The organism is Bradyrhizobium sp. WSM3983 (assembly GCF_000473045.1).
In the GTDB taxonomy this organism is placed as follows: domain Bacteria; phylum Pseudomonadota; class Alphaproteobacteria; order Rhizobiales; family Xanthobacteraceae; genus Bradyrhizobium.
Genome location: NZ_AXAY01000002.1, coordinates 216,819 through 234,055 on the forward strand (window position 1 = coordinate 216,819; position 17,237 = coordinate 234,055).

The 17,237-nt window shown below is 64.3% G+C and carries 15 protein-coding genes; 7 read left to right on the forward strand and 8 right to left on the reverse strand.

Annotation, left to right across the window (positions count from 1 at the left end):
* The first annotated feature begins 121 nt into the window (after nucleotides 1-121).
* Nucleotides 122-277 carry a Flp family type IVb pilin gene (locus YUA_RS0103920; RefSeq protein WP_084292062.1) on the forward strand — a complete coding sequence of 52 codons (156 nt, stop codon included), beginning with the start codon at nucleotides 122-124 and terminating at the stop codon, nucleotides 275-277.
* Between the two features lie 297 nt (nucleotides 278-574).
* On the opposite strand, the gene YUA_RS0103930 is transcribed toward YUA_RS0103920, so the two are convergent.
* Nucleotides 575-2,185 carry an NAD(P)/FAD-dependent oxidoreductase gene (locus YUA_RS0103930; protein ID WP_027529494.1) on the reverse strand — a complete coding sequence of 537 codons (1,611 nt, stop codon included), beginning with the start codon at nucleotides 2,183-2,185 and terminating at the stop codon, nucleotides 575-577.
* Nucleotides 2,186-2,363: 178 nt separating this feature from the next.
* On the opposite strand from YUA_RS0103930, the gene YUA_RS0103935 reads away from it, so the two are divergent.
* On the forward strand, nucleotides 2,364-4,646 hold the full coding sequence (locus tag YUA_RS0103935) for a fused MFS/spermidine synthase (RefSeq protein ID WP_027529495.1): 2,283 nt from the start codon (nucleotides 2,364-2,366) through the stop codon (nucleotides 4,644-4,646).
* A 9-nt stretch (nucleotides 4,647-4,655) separates the two neighbouring features.
* Here the strand turns inward: YUA_RS0103935 and YUA_RS0103940 are convergent, their stop codons facing one another.
* Both YUA_RS0103940 and YUA_RS0103945 read right to left on the reverse strand, forming a co-directional pair.
* Nucleotides 4,656-5,579: a glycerophosphodiester phosphodiesterase gene (locus YUA_RS0103940; RefSeq protein WP_198029369.1), complete on the reverse strand. Its 924-nt coding sequence runs from the start codon at nucleotides 5,577-5,579 to the stop codon at nucleotides 4,656-4,658.
* A gap of 188 nt (nucleotides 5,580-5,767) precedes the next feature.
* A complete protein-coding gene (locus YUA_RS0103945) occupies nucleotides 5,768-6,625 on the reverse strand; it encodes an alpha/beta fold hydrolase (RefSeq protein WP_027529497.1) in 858 nt (285 codons plus the stop codon).
* Between the two features lie 322 nt (nucleotides 6,626-6,947).
* Here YUA_RS0103945 and YUA_RS0103950 point away from each other — a divergent pair, with 322 nt between their 5' ends.
* Genes YUA_RS0103950 through YUA_RS0103960 form a run of 3 tightly spaced genes read left to right on the forward strand, consistent with a single transcriptional unit; the run spans nucleotide 6,948 to nucleotide 10,313 of the window.
* Complete coding sequence (locus tag YUA_RS0103950; protein ID WP_245285096.1) at nucleotides 6,948-7,907, forward strand: fatty acid desaturase; 960 nt, start codon at nucleotides 6,948-6,950, stop codon at nucleotides 7,905-7,907.
* Nucleotides 7,908-7,945: 38 nt separating this feature from the next.
* Nucleotides 7,946-9,328: an MBOAT family protein gene (locus YUA_RS0103955; protein ID WP_027529499.1), complete on the forward strand. Its 1,383-nt coding sequence runs from the start codon at nucleotides 7,946-7,948 to the stop codon at nucleotides 9,326-9,328.
* Nucleotides 9,303-10,313, forward strand: coding sequence for a hypothetical protein (locus YUA_RS0103960; RefSeq protein ID WP_027529500.1), 1,011 nt, complete (start codon nucleotides 9,303-9,305; stop codon nucleotides 10,311-10,313). The genes YUA_RS0103955 and YUA_RS0103960 overlap by 26 nt, the downstream gene beginning before the upstream one ends.
* 12 nt (nucleotides 10,314-10,325) lie before the next feature.
* Here YUA_RS0103960 and YUA_RS0103965 read toward each other — a convergent pair whose 3' ends face one another.
* Together YUA_RS0103965 and YUA_RS0103970 are read right to left on the reverse strand one after the other, a co-directional pair.
* A complete protein-coding gene (locus tag YUA_RS0103965; RefSeq protein WP_027529501.1) occupies nucleotides 10,326-12,026 on the reverse strand; it encodes a fatty acyl-AMP ligase in 1,701 nt (566 codons plus the stop codon).
* 26 nt (nucleotides 12,027-12,052) lie between these two features.
* The gene (locus YUA_RS0103970) at nucleotides 12,053-12,307 is read right to left on the reverse strand and encodes an acyl carrier protein (RefSeq protein ID WP_027529502.1); all 255 of its coding nucleotides are present in this window, start codon (nucleotides 12,305-12,307) and stop codon (nucleotides 12,053-12,055) included.
* Nucleotides 12,308-12,642: 335 nt separating this feature from the next.
* On the opposite strand from YUA_RS0103970, the gene YUA_RS43425 reads away from it, so the two are divergent.
* Nucleotides 12,643-13,842 (forward strand): hypothetical protein, encoded by a 1,200-nt coding sequence (locus YUA_RS43425; RefSeq protein WP_245285097.1) that lies wholly within the window; start codon nucleotides 12,643-12,645, stop codon nucleotides 13,840-13,842.
* 2 nt (nucleotides 13,843-13,844) lie between these two features.
* On the opposite strand, the gene YUA_RS0103980 is transcribed toward YUA_RS43425, so the two are convergent.
* Complete coding sequence (locus YUA_RS0103980) at nucleotides 13,845-14,630, reverse strand: L,D-transpeptidase (RefSeq protein WP_027529503.1); 786 nt, start codon at nucleotides 14,628-14,630, stop codon at nucleotides 13,845-13,847.
* Between the two features lie 329 nt (nucleotides 14,631-14,959).
* Between YUA_RS0103980 and YUA_RS0103985 the strand changes: the two genes are divergently transcribed.
* On the forward strand, nucleotides 14,960-15,283 hold the full coding sequence (locus tag YUA_RS0103985) for a hypothetical protein (protein ID WP_027529504.1): 324 nt from the start codon (nucleotides 14,960-14,962) through the stop codon (nucleotides 15,281-15,283).
* Between the two features lie 111 nt (nucleotides 15,284-15,394).
* On the opposite strand, the gene YUA_RS0103990 is transcribed toward YUA_RS0103985, so the two are convergent.
* Complete coding sequence (locus YUA_RS0103990; protein WP_027529505.1) at nucleotides 15,395-16,156, reverse strand: ABC transporter permease; 762 nt, start codon at nucleotides 16,154-16,156, stop codon at nucleotides 15,395-15,397.
* Nucleotides 16,153-17,076 (reverse strand): ABC transporter ATP-binding protein, encoded by a 924-nt coding sequence (locus YUA_RS0103995; protein WP_027529506.1) that lies wholly within the window; start codon nucleotides 17,074-17,076, stop codon nucleotides 16,153-16,155. The genes YUA_RS0103990 and YUA_RS0103995 overlap by 4 nt, the downstream gene beginning before the upstream one ends.
* Nucleotides 17,077-17,237: the final 161 nt, after the last annotated feature.

The following is a 17,237-nucleotide window of genomic DNA, read 5'->3' on the forward strand; positions in this document are numbered from 1 at the left end:
ATTTTCCGCATAACTTGCAGTTCCCGGATTAACTTGCCCGTAGGTTGTGCTCCGTAGATTTCCGGATGTTGGCATCAATCAACACACCCTTAAATGGAGATGGAGGCGAGTCTTGAAGCGCATGGTTTCAAAGTTCTGGTCCGATGAGTCTGGCGCAACCGCGATCGAATACGGCCTGATCGCGGCCGGTATCGCGCTGGCGATCATCACCGTGGTGAACAGCCTGGGCACCACGATGAACGACAAGTTCGCTTCGATTAGCAGCTCCTTGAAGTAATTTCTGCCTCCCATTTCCCAGCGGGGGCACCTTCTTCATAGATGGCTTTTCGACGAGCGCCCGCTGGGGAATTGCCCCTGGCGGGCGAAGTCGTTTTGGGGGGAAGCGAGGCCGTTGTCGCCGCCTACGTCCACAAGCAGTTCGCTGATGGTTCAGCGGCCATCCACTGGCTTATATCCGGTCTATCCAGTCTCTTCTCCACAGTCTGATCCAAGCTTTGTGCCCAGCGGTCGCGCCAAGCCTCCACGGCTTCACCACAGCTTTGCCAACAGGCCTCTCCACAGCTCGTCCACAGCCCTATCCACGGCTTGCGAACAGCCCGCGGTGATCTCTCAAAATCGCCTGCGCGGCGTTGTGGCCGGGCGCGCCGGTGACGCCGCCGCCGGGATGGGCGCCGGAGCCGCAATGGTAGAGGCCCTTCAGGGGCCCGCGATAATCGGCATGGCCCAGCATTGGCCGCGCCGAGAACAACTGGTTCAAGGTCAGTGCGCCGTGGAAGATGTCGCCGCCGAGCAGGCCGAACTGCCGCTCGAGATCGAGCGGGGAGAGGATCTGGCGCCCGAGCACGCTTGAGGCAAAGCCCGGCGCGTAGCTGTCCACAGTCGCGATCATGAGATCGGCGACCTCGTCGCGATGGTCGTCCCAGGACTTGCCGTCGGGAAGCTCCGGCGCGACGTGCTGGCAGAACAGGCTGGCGACGTGTTGTCCCACGGGCGCGAGCGTGTCGTCGAGCGTCGAGGGGATCAGCATCTCGACGACGGGCTGACGGCTCCAGCCCTGCGTCCGCGCATCGAGATATGCGCGGTCCATATAGCCGAGGCTCGGCGCCAGGATGATGCCGGCGGAGAGGTGATCGCCGTCGCCCGGCAACGCGGTGAAGGAGGGCAGGCGATCCAGCGCCACGTTCATGCGGAAGGTGCCGGAGCCATTCTTCCAGTGGCGGATGCGGGCGAGGAAATCCTGGGGCAGGGCGTCGGCGGCGACCAGCCGCGTGTAGAGCAGCTTTGGATTGACGTTGGCCGCGACATATTTCGCACGGATGGCCGTGCCGTTCTCCAGCACCACGCCGACGGCGCGGTCGCGCTCGACGATGACCTCGCGCACGCCGGCATCGGTGTCGATCGTAACGCCGCGAGCCCGCGCGGCGCGCGCCATCGCCTGCGTGATCGCGCCCATGCCTCCGATGGCGTGGCCCCAGACGCCCTTCTTGCCGTTCACCTCGCCAAAGGCGTGATGCAGCATCACGTAGGCTGAGCCGGCGGCGTAGGGGCTGGCATAATTGCCGACGATGGCATCGAAGCCGAACAGCGCCTTGACCAGATCGTGCTCGAAGCGCTCGTCCAGCATTTCGCCGGCCGAACGGGTGAAAAGATCGAGCAGGCTGCGGCTCTGCTCCAGCGTCAGGCCGCGCAGGATGTTGGCCGTCGTCAGCGCGTTCGCGGCTTCGCGGATAGCGCCAAGACCAAAACTGGCGAGCAGGTTCGGCGGCGCGCGCAGCACGAACTGCCGCAGCACGTCGGCGATGTCTTCGAGCTCGCGCGAAAATCCGTCGAGCGCTTCCGCATCGCGCGCGCTGAGCCGCGCGACGGATGCCTTGGTCCGGCCCTCGCCGGTGAGAAGATAGTTGCCGTCGGGCGCCGGCAGAAAATTCTGCGCGCGCCGCTCGACCACACGCAGGCCCTGCTCGGCAAGGCCGAGATCGCGGATGACCTGCGGATTGAGCAGGCTCACGGTGTAGGCCGCGACCGAGTTGCGGAAGCCCGGATGAAACTCCTCCGTAACCGCGGCCCCGCCGACCACCTTGCGGCGCTCGACCACATGCACGCGCAAGCCCGCCATCGCGAGATAGGCCGCGCAGGTGAGGCCGTTATGGCCAGCGCCGATGATGACGACGTCGGTTTCGGTCATGAAAAGTTCAAGCTGTTCCCAGGTCCAACCCGGGGCGGGTCCTTCGAACCATCCCGGAAATAACGTTCTATATCAGGCATTTCTCGCGGCGACATCACGAGACCATTTATTGCCCGTTCAGACGCGGTGTGCTCCATTGCGCGCGCCCGGCGCCCGCCGGGGATAAGCCGGAGCTTCCATGGATTCGATCGTGCAACCCGCCGCCACGGAGCAACCGTCCTCGTCACGCAACCGGCTGCTGCTCACGGTCTACACCGCCGCGATCTTCGTCAGTGCGCTGCTGCTGTTCTCGGTGCAGCCGCTGTTCACGAAAATGGTGCTGCCGCGGCTCGGCGGCTCGCCGGCGGTGTGGTCGGTAGCCATGGTATTCTTCCAGTCGCTGCTGCTGGCGGGCTACGCCTATGCGCATCTCCTCATGCAGATCAGGAATCGCGTGGTTCCGGTCGTGGTGCATCTGGTGCTGCTGATCCTGGCCTTCATCACGCTGCCGCTCGGCATCGCCGGCGCCTATGGCGAGCCGCCGGCGTCCGGCTACGCATTCTGGCTGCTCGGCCTGTTCGTGATGTCGATCGGCCTGCCGTTCTTCGCGCTCGCCGCCAACAATCCGCTGCTGCAGGCCTGGTTCGTCCGCACCGGGCATCCCGATGGCCGCGATCCCTATTTCCTCTATGCGTCCTCCAACATCGGGAGCTTCCTCGCGCTGTTGTCGTATCCGTTCCTGCTGGAGCCGATATTCACGCTGCATACGCAGAACCGGCTCTGGACCGGCGGCTACGGCCTTCTGATCCTGCTGATCGCGGCCTGCGGTGTGCTGCTGTTGCGCTCGCCGAAGCTTGCGGTCGTCGATGCGCAAACCGAGGAGGCGAATGCCCCGGCACCTGGCCTCGTGACGCGGTTGCGCTGGATCTTCCTCGCCGCGGTGCCGTCAGGCCTGCTCATCGCGGTCACCGCGCATATCTCGACCGACGTCGCTGCGGCGCCGCTGCTGTGGGTGCTGCCGCTGTCGCTGTACCTGCTGACCTGGGTTGTGGTGTTCCAGTCGCGGCCGCTGCTGCCGCACAAATGGATGCTGATGCTGCAGCCGGTCGCGATCGCCGGCGTCATCTTCCTGCTCGCCTTCGGCGGCGAACAGAATCTGCTGCTCACGCTCGGCGGCCATCAACTGTGCTTCTTCGTCATCGCCATGGCTTGCCACGGCGAACTGGCGCGGACCCGGCCTGCAGCCAAATATCTCACCGGCTTCTATGTCGCGCTGTCGTTTGGCGGCATGGTCGGCGGCCTCTTTGCCGGCCTCGTCGCGCCCTTTACTTTCTCATGGATCGCCGAATATCCGATCCTGGTCGCGCTCGCCGCGCTGTGCCGGCCGTCGGCGAACGAGCGTCTTGCCGGCATCGTGAGATGGTATTGGCTGGCGCTTGCAGCGCTTGCAGCGGCGCTCGTTGTGCCGTCTTACATGACGGGCGATCTCTCGACCTGGTTCGAGGATCACCGCGTCTGGGTTGCCGGGGCCGTCGGCGTGCTCGCAGCGCTTCTGGCGCTGGCGCTCAACGCCGATCGCTGGAAGATCTTTGCCACCGTCGCGCTGGCGCTGGTCCTGACGCGGATCTATCCGGCCGACGAGGGCCGTGTCACCACGGTGCGCAGCTTCTTCGGCGTGCACAAGATCGTAGTGACGCCGGGCGGCTATTTCCACGTGCTGATGCACGGCACCACCATTCACGGCGCCGAACGCTTCCTAAACAATGACGGCACGCCGGTCACCGGCCGGCCCGAGCCGATCACCTATTACCACAAGGACGGCGGCATCGGTCAGGCCATCACCGCGATCCGCGAGCGCAAGGGCGCGCCGCTGAAGGTCGCCGCGATCGGCGTCGGATCGGGCACGCTCGCCTGCGCCGCCGAGCCCGGCGAAAGCTGGAAATTCTTCGAGATCGACCAGTCCATGGTCGATGCCGCGCGCGACCCGAAAAATTTCCGCTACATCTCGAGCTGCCTGCCGGACCTGAAGCCGGTGATCGGGGACGCGCGTCTCACGTTCGCCAGGGAGCCCGACGGCGTCTACGACCTCATCATCGTCGATGCTTATTCGTCGGATGCGATCCCGATTCATCTCGCGACCGAAGAAGCGATGAAGATCTACAAGGACAAGCTCACCCCGCACGGCGCGGTGGTGATGCACGTATCCAACCGGCATCTCGATCTCGAGCCCGTCGTCGTCGGCATTGCCGATGCCAACGACCTGAAGAGCTGGGTCTACGACGAGGATTCGGGCCGGGACGCCGATTACATCTTCTCGACCGACGTCGTCATCTCCGCGCGGGAAGCGGATGACGTCGGCAAGCTGGCCTCCTCCAAGCAGTGGGAGGAGACCGACGCGGACGAGAAAGTGCGGGTCTGGACCGACGACTATTCCAACATCCTGGGCGCGCTGTACCGGCGCTTGCGGTACGGGGAGCAGTAACGCCGAGACTTACGGCTCGACCGGCGTCCCCGCCGGCAGCGCCAAGCCCTTCTCGCCGGCGACCTGCCGCAACAGATCCGGCCGGTCCGAGATGATGCCGTCGACGCCGGTCTCGATCATCCGCGCCATGTCGTCGGTCTTGTTGACGGTCCAGACCACGACGCGCAATCCCAGCGTATGCGCTTCAGTGACAAGCGCCGCGGTCACGTCGCCGAAATAGGGTGACCACACCGCGCCACCCGCGGCCTTGATCGTGCGCGGCAGCGAGCCGCCGTGATCGGCCGGGCTGTAGCCCGCCGTCCAGCCGGTGGCCTTGTCGAGGGCGATGGTCGGTGCCGAGCCGCGCTGGAGCGTCAGATACACGGTCGGAATTGTCGGGACTTGCTGCTGGACCAGCAGCAGGGTCCGCCAGTCGAACGACTGGATCATGACGCGGTCGGAAAACTTTTCGTCTGCGATCACCCCGAGCAGCTTTGCGACGAAAGCCTGCGGCTCAGGCGATTCGTCTGGGTGATCCGGATCGATCTTGGTCTCGATATTGAAACGTACGCGTTCGTTGCCGGATTTGCGCACCAGCGCGAACAGCTCCTTCAGCGTGGGGATGCGGGTCCGCGGCACGGCGCGCTGGTCGGGAAATTGCTTCGCGTAGGCGCTGTCCGGCCGGATTTGGCCGACGTCGTAGGTCCCGACGTCGGCGAAGCGGAGCTTCACGAACGGCGTGCCGGGTGCGGCGACATAGACGCCGTTCGCGTCCCTGGCAAGATCGGGATTGAGCCCGCGCTCATGCGACACGACGACCTCGCCGTCGGCGGTTACGCCGACGTCGAGCTCGAGCGTGTCCACGCCCATCGTGAGCGCATTTGCAAAGGCCGGCAGGGTGTTTTCCGGCATCAGCGCCCGCCCGCCGCGATGCGCCTCGAGATCGAAAGCCATGGCCCCTCCTGCAACGAGAAGACAGATCGTGCCGAGTAGTAGCGCAGGACGGAATGACATCATGACCGCGACGGGCAAGAGGAACGCGGCTCGAGCCGCAACGCCGGATCGACCAATAGTCGGCATCGGCGGCGCCGTCCACCCGGCGGCGAAGCGTCAGGGCGGATATGCGCCGGAGGTCTCGCGCGTCAGCGGTCGGGCACGGAGGCCGCAAGCTCGTCGATGGTGGGATGCGGCTTTGACGGGCGCGGCATGTTGAAGGGGCTGTCGTCCTCGCCGAGGTCGTTCAGGAAATCGTCGACCACGCTGCCGATGAAGCCCTTGACCTGGTCCGAGCCGCGGTCGCTGAGATCGTTGTGCTGGAATTCGGTCCTGACCACCTGGATGCCGGCCTTGGCGCAGGTCTCGTCGTCGGGAACGACGCCCGGATCGGCCTTGAACTGCGGATCCTTGGAGCGGAAAGACAGGATCTTGACCCTGCCGTCGGTGACGAAGGGCACGCGCAGATTGTCGAGCGTGACGACTTTCTTCACCAGCTCGGGGTGCAGCTTCGCGAAATACATCGAGATGTCGCCGCCATTGGAATGTCCCACCAGGGTCAAATGGCGGTAATCCGCATTCGGATAATCCTTCTTGAGCTGCTCGATCGTGAACAGGATGTTGGCGATGCCGCGGTTGTATTGCAAGCGGCGGCCGACATACTCCTCGTTGACCTTCGTCGCCATCGGATCGTCGGAAGACAGATCGTGCTGGATGCTGACGACGAGATAGCCGCGGGCCGCGAACGTGTTGGTGAGGAACGAATACTCGGTGTGCTTGACCGTGTTTCCGTGGCTGAGGATCACGACCGGAAGGTCGATCATTTCCGCCAGTGATTCCATCTCACGGTCGCGGCGGACGGAGACCTCCGCGGTCACGTCGCGGTCGCCGCGCAGAATGTCTGCGAACGCCAGGGTGCTGTGGTGGATCGCCCACCTGCCGACAACGAAATAGAAGAAGCCCATCAGCGCTGCGGCTGAGGCGAAAACGGCAATGCCTCGCTTCATGACAGTCTCCGCATCCTGTGTTCAATCGCGTGGGCGGGAGCCGATGCGCTTCCGGCCTCGATGCCAGGCGCCGCGCAAACCTCTCGCCGGAGGCGCATGCCCAATGGATGGGCTGACCGTATTGCCGGCTTTTTACAGCCGGATGACCGGTCCTGCAGACGCGGCCAACGGCCCGGATTCTCTCGCAAAAGTGAGGGGATTGGCCGTTTTCGGTGCTGTTGCGGCAGCCGCCGGGCTAGACCTGTTGAAACTCCACGCGGTTAGCTTGGGTTGCGCTCGTCCGGCGGGTATGTACTCATAGCCAGTCTTGGAAGCCCGACCCGTGCAACAGAAACGCGATCACCGCATCATTCGCAGCCGGCATTTTCACAAGATGCAGCGGCGGCATTTCATCGTTTTCGACGTTTTGCCCTTCGTTGGAACGCTGATCGCGTTGGGTCTCCTGTTCTACCGTCCGATCGACGTGATGGAGCTCAGCCTGTTCTTCGGCCTCTGGCTGATCACGGGGCTTGGGCTGACTGTGGGCTATCACCGCCTGTTCACCCACCGCGCCTTTGCCACCTCGACCGCGATGAGCGCGATCCTGATCGCGATGGGATCGATGGCCGGGCGCGGCCCGATGCTGTCCTGGGCGGCCATGCACCGGCGGCACCACGAACTGTCTGACCACGATGGCGATCTGCATTCGCCGCGTCTGCATGGCGGCGGCATGCTCGGCCGCCTGCGCGGTTTCCTGCATGCGCACCTGACCTGGATGATCGCGCACGACTATCCCAACGTCGCCCTTTACGTGCCGGATCTGATGGCCAGCCGCACCCTGGTCGCCGTCAACAGCTATTACTACAGCTGGGTCGCGCTCGGCCTGTTGTTGCCGGCGGCGATCGGAGGCCTCGCCACGATGAGCCTGTGGGGCGCGCTGACCGGTCTGCTGTGGGGCGGCGTGGTGCGCATGTTCGTGGTCGAGCAGACCATGTCGGCCATCAACTCCATCATGCACACGTTTGGCGCGCAGCCGTTCGTTACTCGCGACGACAACAGCCGCAATCTCGGCGTGATGGCCTGGCTCGCCTGGGGCGAGGGCTGGCACAACAACCATCATGCCTTCCCGTATTCGGCCGCCTTCGGCCTGCGCTGGTTCGAGTTCGATCCCGGCTTCATCTTCATCCGCGCGCTGGAGGCGCTCGGACTAGCCTGGGACGTCAAGGTGCCGAGCGAGGAGAAGATCGCCCGGCGCATGCTACGCCAGCCGGGCGATGCGGCGCCTGATCTGGAAACGGGTTAGGGAACGGCGATCGGCGATGACGGCGCAGCGCTGAACCGATGCTGTTCAACGACTATCCCTTCCTCCTGGTGTTCCTGCCGGCGGCGCTGCTGCTCTACCGCCTGGCCGATCCGTTTCCGCAGTTACGGATCGGCGTGCAGGTGGCGCTGTCACTCGCTTTCTACGCCTGGGGCAGTCCGTCCTTCATCCTGCTGTTGATCGCGTCGATTGCCATCAACTGGCTCGCCTCGGTCGCCTATCGGCGGGTGGAGTGGAAGGCGGTGCTGACGCTCGTGATCGTGTTCGATATTGGCGTCTTGGCACTGTTCAAATACGCCAACTTCATTCTCGCCAATCTCGGGCGTGTGCTGGGCGCCACGCTGCCGACGCTCGACATTGGGCTGCCACTCGGCATCTCCTTCTTCACCTTCCACCACATCATGTATCTGGTCGATCTGAAGCGCGACAAGGCGCCGCCCTACGCGCTCGATCGCTATGCGCTCTACATCGCGTTCTTCCCGCAGGCGATCGCGGGACCGCTGGCGCGCTGGTCGGAGGTGATGCATCAGTTTGGCAGGCAGGTCTATGTGCCGGGCTGGCAGCGTCAGTTCTGCATCGCGACCTGCTTCATCGCGCTCGGCCTGTTCCAGAAGGTCGTGATCGCCGACAGCATCGCGCATCTGCTCGATCCGATCTATACGCAAGCGGCGGATGGACCGCTCGCAAGCGGCGACGCCTGGCTCGCCTTCTGCTTCTCCTTCCAGATCCTGTTCGACTTCTCCGGCTATTCCGACATCGCGATCGGCCTCGGCCTGTTGTTCGGCGTCCAGCTGCCCTACAATTTCAATGCGCCGCTGCGCTCGACCAACATCCAGGATTTCTGGCAGCGCTGGCACATCACGCTGATGCTGTTCCTGCGCGATTACGTGTTCTATCCCCTCGTCAATCTGCGCGTCCTGCCGCGGCGCTGGCTGCCGGTGCAGTTCTTCGGCGCCATGCTGATCACCATGGCGCTGTGCGGCCTGTGGCACGGCGCGAGCTGGACTTTCGTGCTGTGGGGCGTGCTGCACGGCCTTGCGCAGGTCGCTTGTTCGTTGTGGCGTCGCTATGGCCCGCACTTCCCGTCATGGCTCGGCTGGGCGCTGACCGTGCTGTTCGTGCTGGCAACCGGCGTGATCTTTCGCGCCAGCTCGGTCGAAGCCGCCTGGCATGTCTTTGCCGGGCTTACCCAGCCGCTGCCGCTCGCGCGCGGGCAGCACCTCTGGCCGCTGATCGTGGCACCTTTGTTCGCCTTCCTGTTGCCGGCGAGCCAGGACATCGTTGGGTTCTTCACGCGCCGCCCGAATCCTTTCCTTGCGGGCGTGCTCGGGATCTGCCTTTTTGCGTTGCTGCTCCATATGGGTGGTCGGGATCTCCATGAGTTCGTCTACTTCAAGTTCTGAGACCGATCCCGGCTGGGGGAGGAGCCTCAAAGCCTGCCTGGGCGCGCTGATCGGCGCTGCCGTGCTGGTGCTGGCGCTGATGGTGATCGTCGATCCCTATGACAGCGGCAAGCTCGGTCTGCTCGGCATCAACGGTGTCGACAATCGTCTCACCCAGATCACGGCCGCAAGCCGCGCCCGAGACCCGAATTTCAACGCGGCCATCCTCGGCAATTCGACGGCGCAGATGATCGAGCCGGCGGAATTGTCTCGCGCCACGGGCCTGCACTTCGTGCAGCTCTACACCACCGGCTCGGCTCCGCGCGAACAGCTCGCGGTGCTCGACTTCTTCCTGCGCAATCACAAGCAGGTCGGCGCGCTGGTGATCGCGGCTGATCCCGGCTGGTGCGTGCATGCGCGGCCGAAGGAGGAGGGCGCTGCGTTCCCCTATTGGCTCTATGACAGAAGCGTCGTCACCTACGCGGTGCGGCTGATCTCCTGGCAGGCGATCGAACAGGCCTTTCAGCGGCTCAGCATCGGGCTCGGCTGGCGGCCGCGGATGAATCCGGACGGCTTCGTCAGTTATGAGGACATCTGGCCGCCCGGCCAATTCAAGGAGGTTGGCTGGCCCAGGGATCCTGCGCCGGCTGCGTCCGCAGAGACGCGGGCAACGTTTCCCGAGATCGCTGCGCTGGTAGAGATCGTCAGGAAGCTGCCGGCCGATGTGGCCATCGTCATCCTCGTGCCGCCGACTTTCGCGGCCACCGTGCCGAAGCCCGGCACGGATTTGGCGCAGGAGCGCGGCGCTTGCGATGCCGCGCTAAAAACCCTCATCGCGAGGCGCCCGCGCAGCAATTTCATCAGCTTTCGCATCGACAACGAGCTGACTCGCGACCGCGACAACTTCGCTGACTTCATCCACTATCGCCCGAAACTTGCGCGCCGGATCGAGCAAGGGATTATCGCCAGCCTGCGCGATGGCGAGAGCGCGAAGATCGATTTCTGAGCCGCTGGCGGCTTAGGAAATTTCCTCGAAGCCGCCGTCGAGCCAGAGCCTGCGCGCGAGCTTGCGCTGGATCTTGCCGCTGGTGGTCTTTGGCAGCGCGCCGGGACGGATCAGCGCGATGTGGCGTGCGAAGAGCTCGTGGCTGTCGGCTACGGCCTCGCGGATCTGGCCCTTGATCTCGGTGGTGTCGATCGTGTGGCGCGCGGTGCGCTCGACCTCCTGGACGATGACGAGGCTCTCCTCGCCATGTTCGTCCGATACCGAAAAGGCTGCGCCGCAGTTCTCGCGCAAGGCGCTGTCCTGCGATTGCACGGTGTGCTCGATGTCCTGCGGATAGTGGTTGATGCCACGGATGATGATGAGATCCTTGATCCGGCCGGTGACGAACACTTCGCCTGTGACATCGAGGAAGCCGAGGTCGCCGGTGCGTAGCCACCGGCCGTCCTCGCCGGCAATCTTGGCGTTGACCTCCTCGCGCGTCGCCGCATCGTTGCGCCAATAGGCATGGGCGACATTGGTGCCGCTGACCCAGATTTCGCCGACACGGTCGGCCGACAGCCGCACACGGTGCTCGGGGTCGACGATGGCGATCTGCTCGCCCCTCAGCGCGCGGCCGCAACCGACGACGATCTGGGCGTCGTCAGGATCGGCCGGCGCCTCGGCCGCATGCGCCTGAAGCGCGGCGCGGCTGACGCTGCGTGTGATATGGCAGCCGCCGCGCTGTCCCCCGGAAATCAGGAGCGTCGCCTCCGCCATGCCATAGGCCGGATACATCGCGCGCGGATCGAATCCGTGCGGCGCAAAGGTTTCAATAAAGCGCGCGATGGTGTCGGCGCGCACCGGCTCCGCACCATTGAGCGCGATCCTGAGCGAGGACAGGTCGACGCCATCCATCTGATCGGCGCGATAGCGGCTGACGCAGAGATCGAAGCCGAAATTGGGCCCGCAGGCGACCTCCGCACGATAATGCGAGATCGCGCGCAGCCAGCCGAGTGGCCGCTGCATGAACGTGTTCGGCGCCATCAGCACGCACGTCGCGCCGACATAGAGCGCCTGAAGCGCGTTCAGGATCAGCCCCATGTCGTGATAGAGCGGCACCCAGTTGACATAGGTCGATTGCCTGGTGTTGCCGAGCGCGATCCGGATCATCTCGAGATTGGCGAGCAGATTGGCATGGCTCACCATCACGCCCTTCGGCTCGGAGGTCGAACCAGAGGTGTATTGCAGGAACGCGGTGTCGTCGGGCTCCGGTTCAGGTAAATCAACCGTCGCACCGTCCGCTTCGGAGAGATCGACTTCGATCCACCGGATGTTCTCCTGCGCAAAGCGTTCCCGCAGATCGCTGCGCAGAGCGAAAGCCGAAGTGGTCAGCGCCAGCGCCGGCGTGCAATTGGCGAGGATCGCCGCGCTGGAATCGCGGGTGCTGTTTCGCCGGGGCATCATCATCGGCACGGCGATGATACCCGCGATCAGGCAGCCGAGGAACGCCACCATGAATTCAATGCCCGGCGGAAACACCAGGATCGCGCGGTCTCCGGGCTGCGCGGACGCGGCTAGCCGCGCCGCGAGCGCGGTTGCGGCCTCATGGAGTTGACGGAAGGTGAGGGATGCTTCCTCCGCGCCGCGATCGGAGACGAAGACATAGGCGCGATCGTCGGGCCGCTCCGCCGCGCGCCGGGCCAGTAGCGCCACGAGCGAGCGGAGATTGTCCATCTGGATTGCGCCGCCTTCAGCCGCGCTCAGGCGGCGGGGCGGAGCGCGCGCTTGTCGGCGAGAAATCGCGACAGCGCCTCAACCGTTGGGTGGTCGTAGAAGTCGTCGGTCGACAGTTCGAGGTCGAGCTTCTCTTCGAGCTCCATCATGAGATAGACGAGCATCGCCGAATCGAGGCCGAGGCGGCTGAATTTTGCGCCGGTGTCGACGCGGTCCTTCGAGATTCTCAGGATATTGGCTAGCGCCGTAACGCAGAAATCCGAAATCTGCTCGCGTGTCATGTCATTTCCCAGAAACAATCGGAATGACAATACGGGCGACCTCAAGGTTGTCAATTTGGCCCAAGCGCCGCAGCGTTGAAGGTTGGGGACTGTTGCTTTCCTGCGTCGCCGGATGCTCAATTCATCCCCAGATGGCGCGATTTCCTCCGGTCTAGAAGGGGGCAGCCTCGGGCAAGGCCGCCGATTACTGATTCGTGCTGGTCGGCGAGGGCGGTTGACGGCGGCCGCGAAGGGGCGAAACTGGTCTGCAAAAAAAGACCGGGAGCGCTTCACATGCGGCTCATCCTCATTGCAACGATGGCAGCTCTGATGGTTGGACAGGCGGCAGCCAGGGCGTGTTGTCGGGCGCGAGCCTTTATGCCGATGTGGCGCGCTACGCCTCCTTCGGCCTGCACCGCTTCGGCTCGCCCGGCGATCGCGCAACGGCCGACTGGATCGCAAGTGAGCTATCGGCTGCGGGCTTCGCGATAAGATTCCAGCCCGTCATGCTCGGCCGGCAATATGTCGTGGAGCGCGCGCGTGCGGAAGCGGCCGGCGCGGCAGTCGAGGCGACGCCATTCTGGTGGCCGCCGGAGGACAAGGCGAGTTTCCGTCTCTCCGCGCCGCTCGCGCGCGAGGGCGATGTTGCCGGGAAAATTCTCTGGGTCGATCTGCCGTTCGATCGCGGCGCCTATCTCGGTCCCGCGCATCGCGGGGCGATCGCTGAGGCCGCGGCCAAGAAGCCCGCCGCCATCCTGCTGATGATCGGCAATCCCGCCGACGACCGCTTTGCCTACAACGTCACGCAGGAGGACGCACCCTGGCCGGTACCGGTGATGGTGGTCGGCGCCAAGGTGCGGGCGACGTTCGAGCGTGCGCTCGCGTCAGGCGCACCGGTGACGTTCGATGTTGCCGGGCATTACGATCGCAACGTGTCGGGCCGCAATGTCATCGCCGAGACCGGCATCGGCCGCGGGCCGACCATCGTTGTCTCCACGCCGATGACCGGCTGGTATAGCTGCGTCTGCGAGCGCGGTCCGGGCATCGCCAACTTCCTCGCTTTGGCGCGCATGGCGGCCGCGGAAAAATGGCCGGCGCATTTCGTCTTCATCGCGACCGCCGGCCACGAGATCGGCCACGGCGGCATGGAGCTTTTTCTGAAGGACGGCGCGCCGGCGCCAAAGGACACGCTGGCCTGGGTTCACTTCGGCTCGTCGAACGCGTGCTACGCCTTCGCGGAAGGCGCGCGCAGCAACCGGACCGAGGAGGAGCGCTATCTCGTGCTGAGCAAGTCAGCGGTCGCGCTGACCGATGAGGCCTTTGTCGCAGTCGCGGCAAAACGTCTGGTGACGGAGAAGCAGGCGGTCGGCGAGCTGCGCGACGTGCATGCGGCGGGTTACGCCAATTTCCTTGGCATGGCCGGCCGCCATCAAACCTTCCACACCCCTGCAGACGATCTCACCGCGACCGGACCCGATATCCTCGAGCCGGTCGCACGCGCATTCGTCGATGCTGTGCGGAAAATCGTCGAACGCGGCGACGCCGCGTTCAAATAGCCTCAGTTCTGATAGTAGCCGCGCGGCTGATAATACTGCCGGGGCTGCTGCTGGTAGTAGTAGCCCTGCTGGCCATACGCCGGGTCGTAGCCGTAGCTCGGTTGCGGTTGCTGCTGATAGACCTGCGCGCCATAGGGACGGGTGATCGGGCGTGGCGCCGGATAGCGCGCGCCGGTATCGCTGCCGTCGGCGGGATAGATGTAGTTGTCATCCTGCTGCATGTAGCGGCGGGCGGGCTGCGCCGGCGGCGTCAAATTCACGGGATCGCCTGTGGTCGCGTACTGCTGCTCCTCGGCGGGTTGCTGGGCACGGGCCACCGCATTGTTGGTGCGGCCGCGCGGATTGCGGGCCAGCGCCACTTGCGCCGAGCCGGTCAGCGTCACCGTGGTGTTGAGCACGCCTTGCTCCTGCACCAGCGTATAGAGTGTCGTCGCATTCTGGCGCGACAGCCGCACGCAGCCATGCGAGGCGGGCGTGCCCAATCGTCCGACCGAGTCGGTGCCGTGGATGGCGTGCCCGATCTTGGTGAAGAAGATCGAGTGCGGCATCGGCGCGTCGTCGAATTCCTTGGAATAGTGATCCTCTTCCATGCGGAAGGCGCGGAACGAGCCGCCCGGCGTCTCACGCGAGGGGATGCCGGTCGACACCGGCCAGTGGTAGCGCGTCACGCCGTCGACCACGACAGTCATCTGCTGATTGTCCTTGTCGATGGTAATGTCGACCTTGGCCTGCGCGGCGCCCGCGCTCAAAAGCATCAGGGAAGTGAAAGCGATAAAAAATGAACGCATCTGACGTCTGGCCTCCGGCCTGTTCACGCTAGGCGCCGCGGCTCTCCGTCCCCCGGCGTGCACTATGCCTGCAATCCGGCTTTCGTTCCAGCGGCCTGCCGACCCATCGTTAACGTGATGCCGGGCGTAAGCAAGGCCGCTTTGTGCCGCGCCGGCTCTGGCGATGCTGACATTTTCGCGAGCGGGAGCTGCGCTCACAACGACGACAATTCGTCACAAAGGCGCAACCATTTGGCCGCTTCAGGCGTTGATCGTGTCCTATCAGACAGGCGATTTTCGCTGCCATCCACCCCGTCAAATTTCCTTTTCAACTTCCCTTGGGACCGAAGATGAACAAAGCCCGTATCGCCGCCGCAGCCTTGCCGGCCGGCTTGTCCGTTCGCCTGCTGTTTGCAGGCGCAGCTGTCCTCCTCGCGCTGTTGTCGCTGCCGCACCCCGGCCACGCCCAGGGCATCGTGCGCGGCGCCCAGGAGGGCTCCTATGAAGGCAACCGGATTGCCGGGCCCGTCGGCGGCGCGGTCGGAGGCGTCGTCGGTGCCGGCGTCGGCGGCGCGGTAGGTGCCGTGGACGGCATCCTGGGCATTCCCTATCACGGCCGCCGCCATTGCCGTGGCTACTACGACGGCTATCATCACTTCCGCTGCTACAGGTGATCGTCATTCCGGGGCGGCCGAAGGGCGAGCCCGGAATCCATTGAGCAACAGCGTTGGCGGATGAATGGATTCGGGGCTCGCGCTATGCGCGCCCCGGAATGACAGTCAGGGTCAGTTCTTCAGCCGATAGCCGGTCCGAAAAATCCACCAGATCGCGACCAGGCAGATCGCCAGGAACGCCACCGTCATGCTGATGCTGACGGACACGCTGACGTCCGCGATCTCGTAGAAGCTCCAGCGGAAGCCCGAGATCAGATAGACGACCGGGTTGAGCAGCGCCACGGTGCGCCAGGTGGGCGGCAGCATGTCGATGGAATAGAAGCTGCCGCCGAGGAAGGTCAGCGGCGTCACCACCAGCATCGGGATCATCTGCAGCTTTTCGAACCCATCGGCCCAGATGCCGATGATGAAGCCGAACAGGCTGAACGTCACTGCCGTCAGCACCAGGAAGGCCAGCATCCAGACCGGATGATGGATGTGCAGCGGCACGAACAGGCCGGCGGTGGCGAGAATGATCAGGCCGAGGATGATCGACTTGGTCGCGGCCGCGCCGACATAGCCGAGCACGATCTCGAAATAGGAGATCGGCGCCGACAGGATCTCGTAGATCGTGCCGGTGAATTTCGGGAAGTAGATGCCAAATGACGCGTTGGCGATGCTCTGCGTCAGCACCGAGAGCATGATCAGGCCCGGCACGATGAAGGTGCCGTAGCTGACGCCCTCGACCTGGCTGATGCGCGAGCCGATCGCGGCGCCAAACACCACGAAATAGAGCGAGGTCGAGACGACAGGCGAGACGATGCTTTGCAGCAGCGTGCGCCAGGTGCGCGCCATTTCGAACAGATAGATGGCGCGGATGGCGCGGTGATTCATGACGTCCTCACGAGGTCGACGAAGATGTCCTCGAGCGACGATTGGGTCGTGTCGAGATCGTTGAAGCGGATGCCGGCGGTGCGGACGTCGCTGAGCAGGCTGGTGATGCCGGTGTGCTCGCCCTTGGTGTCGTAGTCGTAGACGAGCGTCGCGCCGTCGTCGCAGAGGTCGAGCTCGTAATGGCTGAGGCTCTCCGGCAGCGCAGTCACCTTGCCCTGCAAATGCAGCGTCAGCCGCTTCTTGCCGAGCTTCTGCATCAAGGTCGCTTTGTCCTCGACCAGCACGATCTCGCCCTTGTTGATGACGCCGATGCGGTCGGCCATCTCCTCGGCTTCCTCGATGTAATGCGTGGTGAGGATGATGGTGACGCCGGATTGCTGGAGCGTGCGCACCACTTCCCACATGCCCTTGCGCAGCTCGACGTCGACACCGGCGGTCGGCTCGTCCAGGAACAGGATCTGCGGCTCGTGCGACAGCGCTTTCGCAATCATCACGCGGCGCTTCATGCCCCCCGAGAGCGTGATGATCTTGTTGTCCTTCTTGTCCCAGAGCGACAGATCCTTGAGAATCTTCTCGACCAGCGCCGGGTTCTTCGGCTTGCCGAACAGGCCGCGGGAAAAGCTCACGGTCGCCCACACGCTCTCGAAGGCGTCGGTGTGCAATTCCTGTGGCACGAGGCCGATCAGCGAGCGCGCCTTGCGGTAGGAGGTCTGGATGTTCTCGCCGCTGACGAGGACCTTACCCTCGCTGGGGTTGGCGATGCCGCAGATGATGGAGATCAGCGTGGTCTTGCCGGCGCCGTTGGGGCCAAGCAGCGCAAAGATCTCGCCGCGCTTGATGTCGAGATTGATGTTCTTGAGCGCCTTGAAGCCGGACCCATAGGTCTTCGACAGATTGGCGACGGAAATGATGGAGGACATGAGGGCCGGTGGGGGTGGGGAGGGATGTGCCGGAACCCACACCCTGGCGGGTGGAGAGTGGCGGAGCCCTGAAATAGGAATGGCCTTTCCCGGTCGCAATTGCCTGGAGAAAAATGGTCTCAAAACAGGCCCTTAAGTGGCCGGTTTCGGGCAAGTGTTGC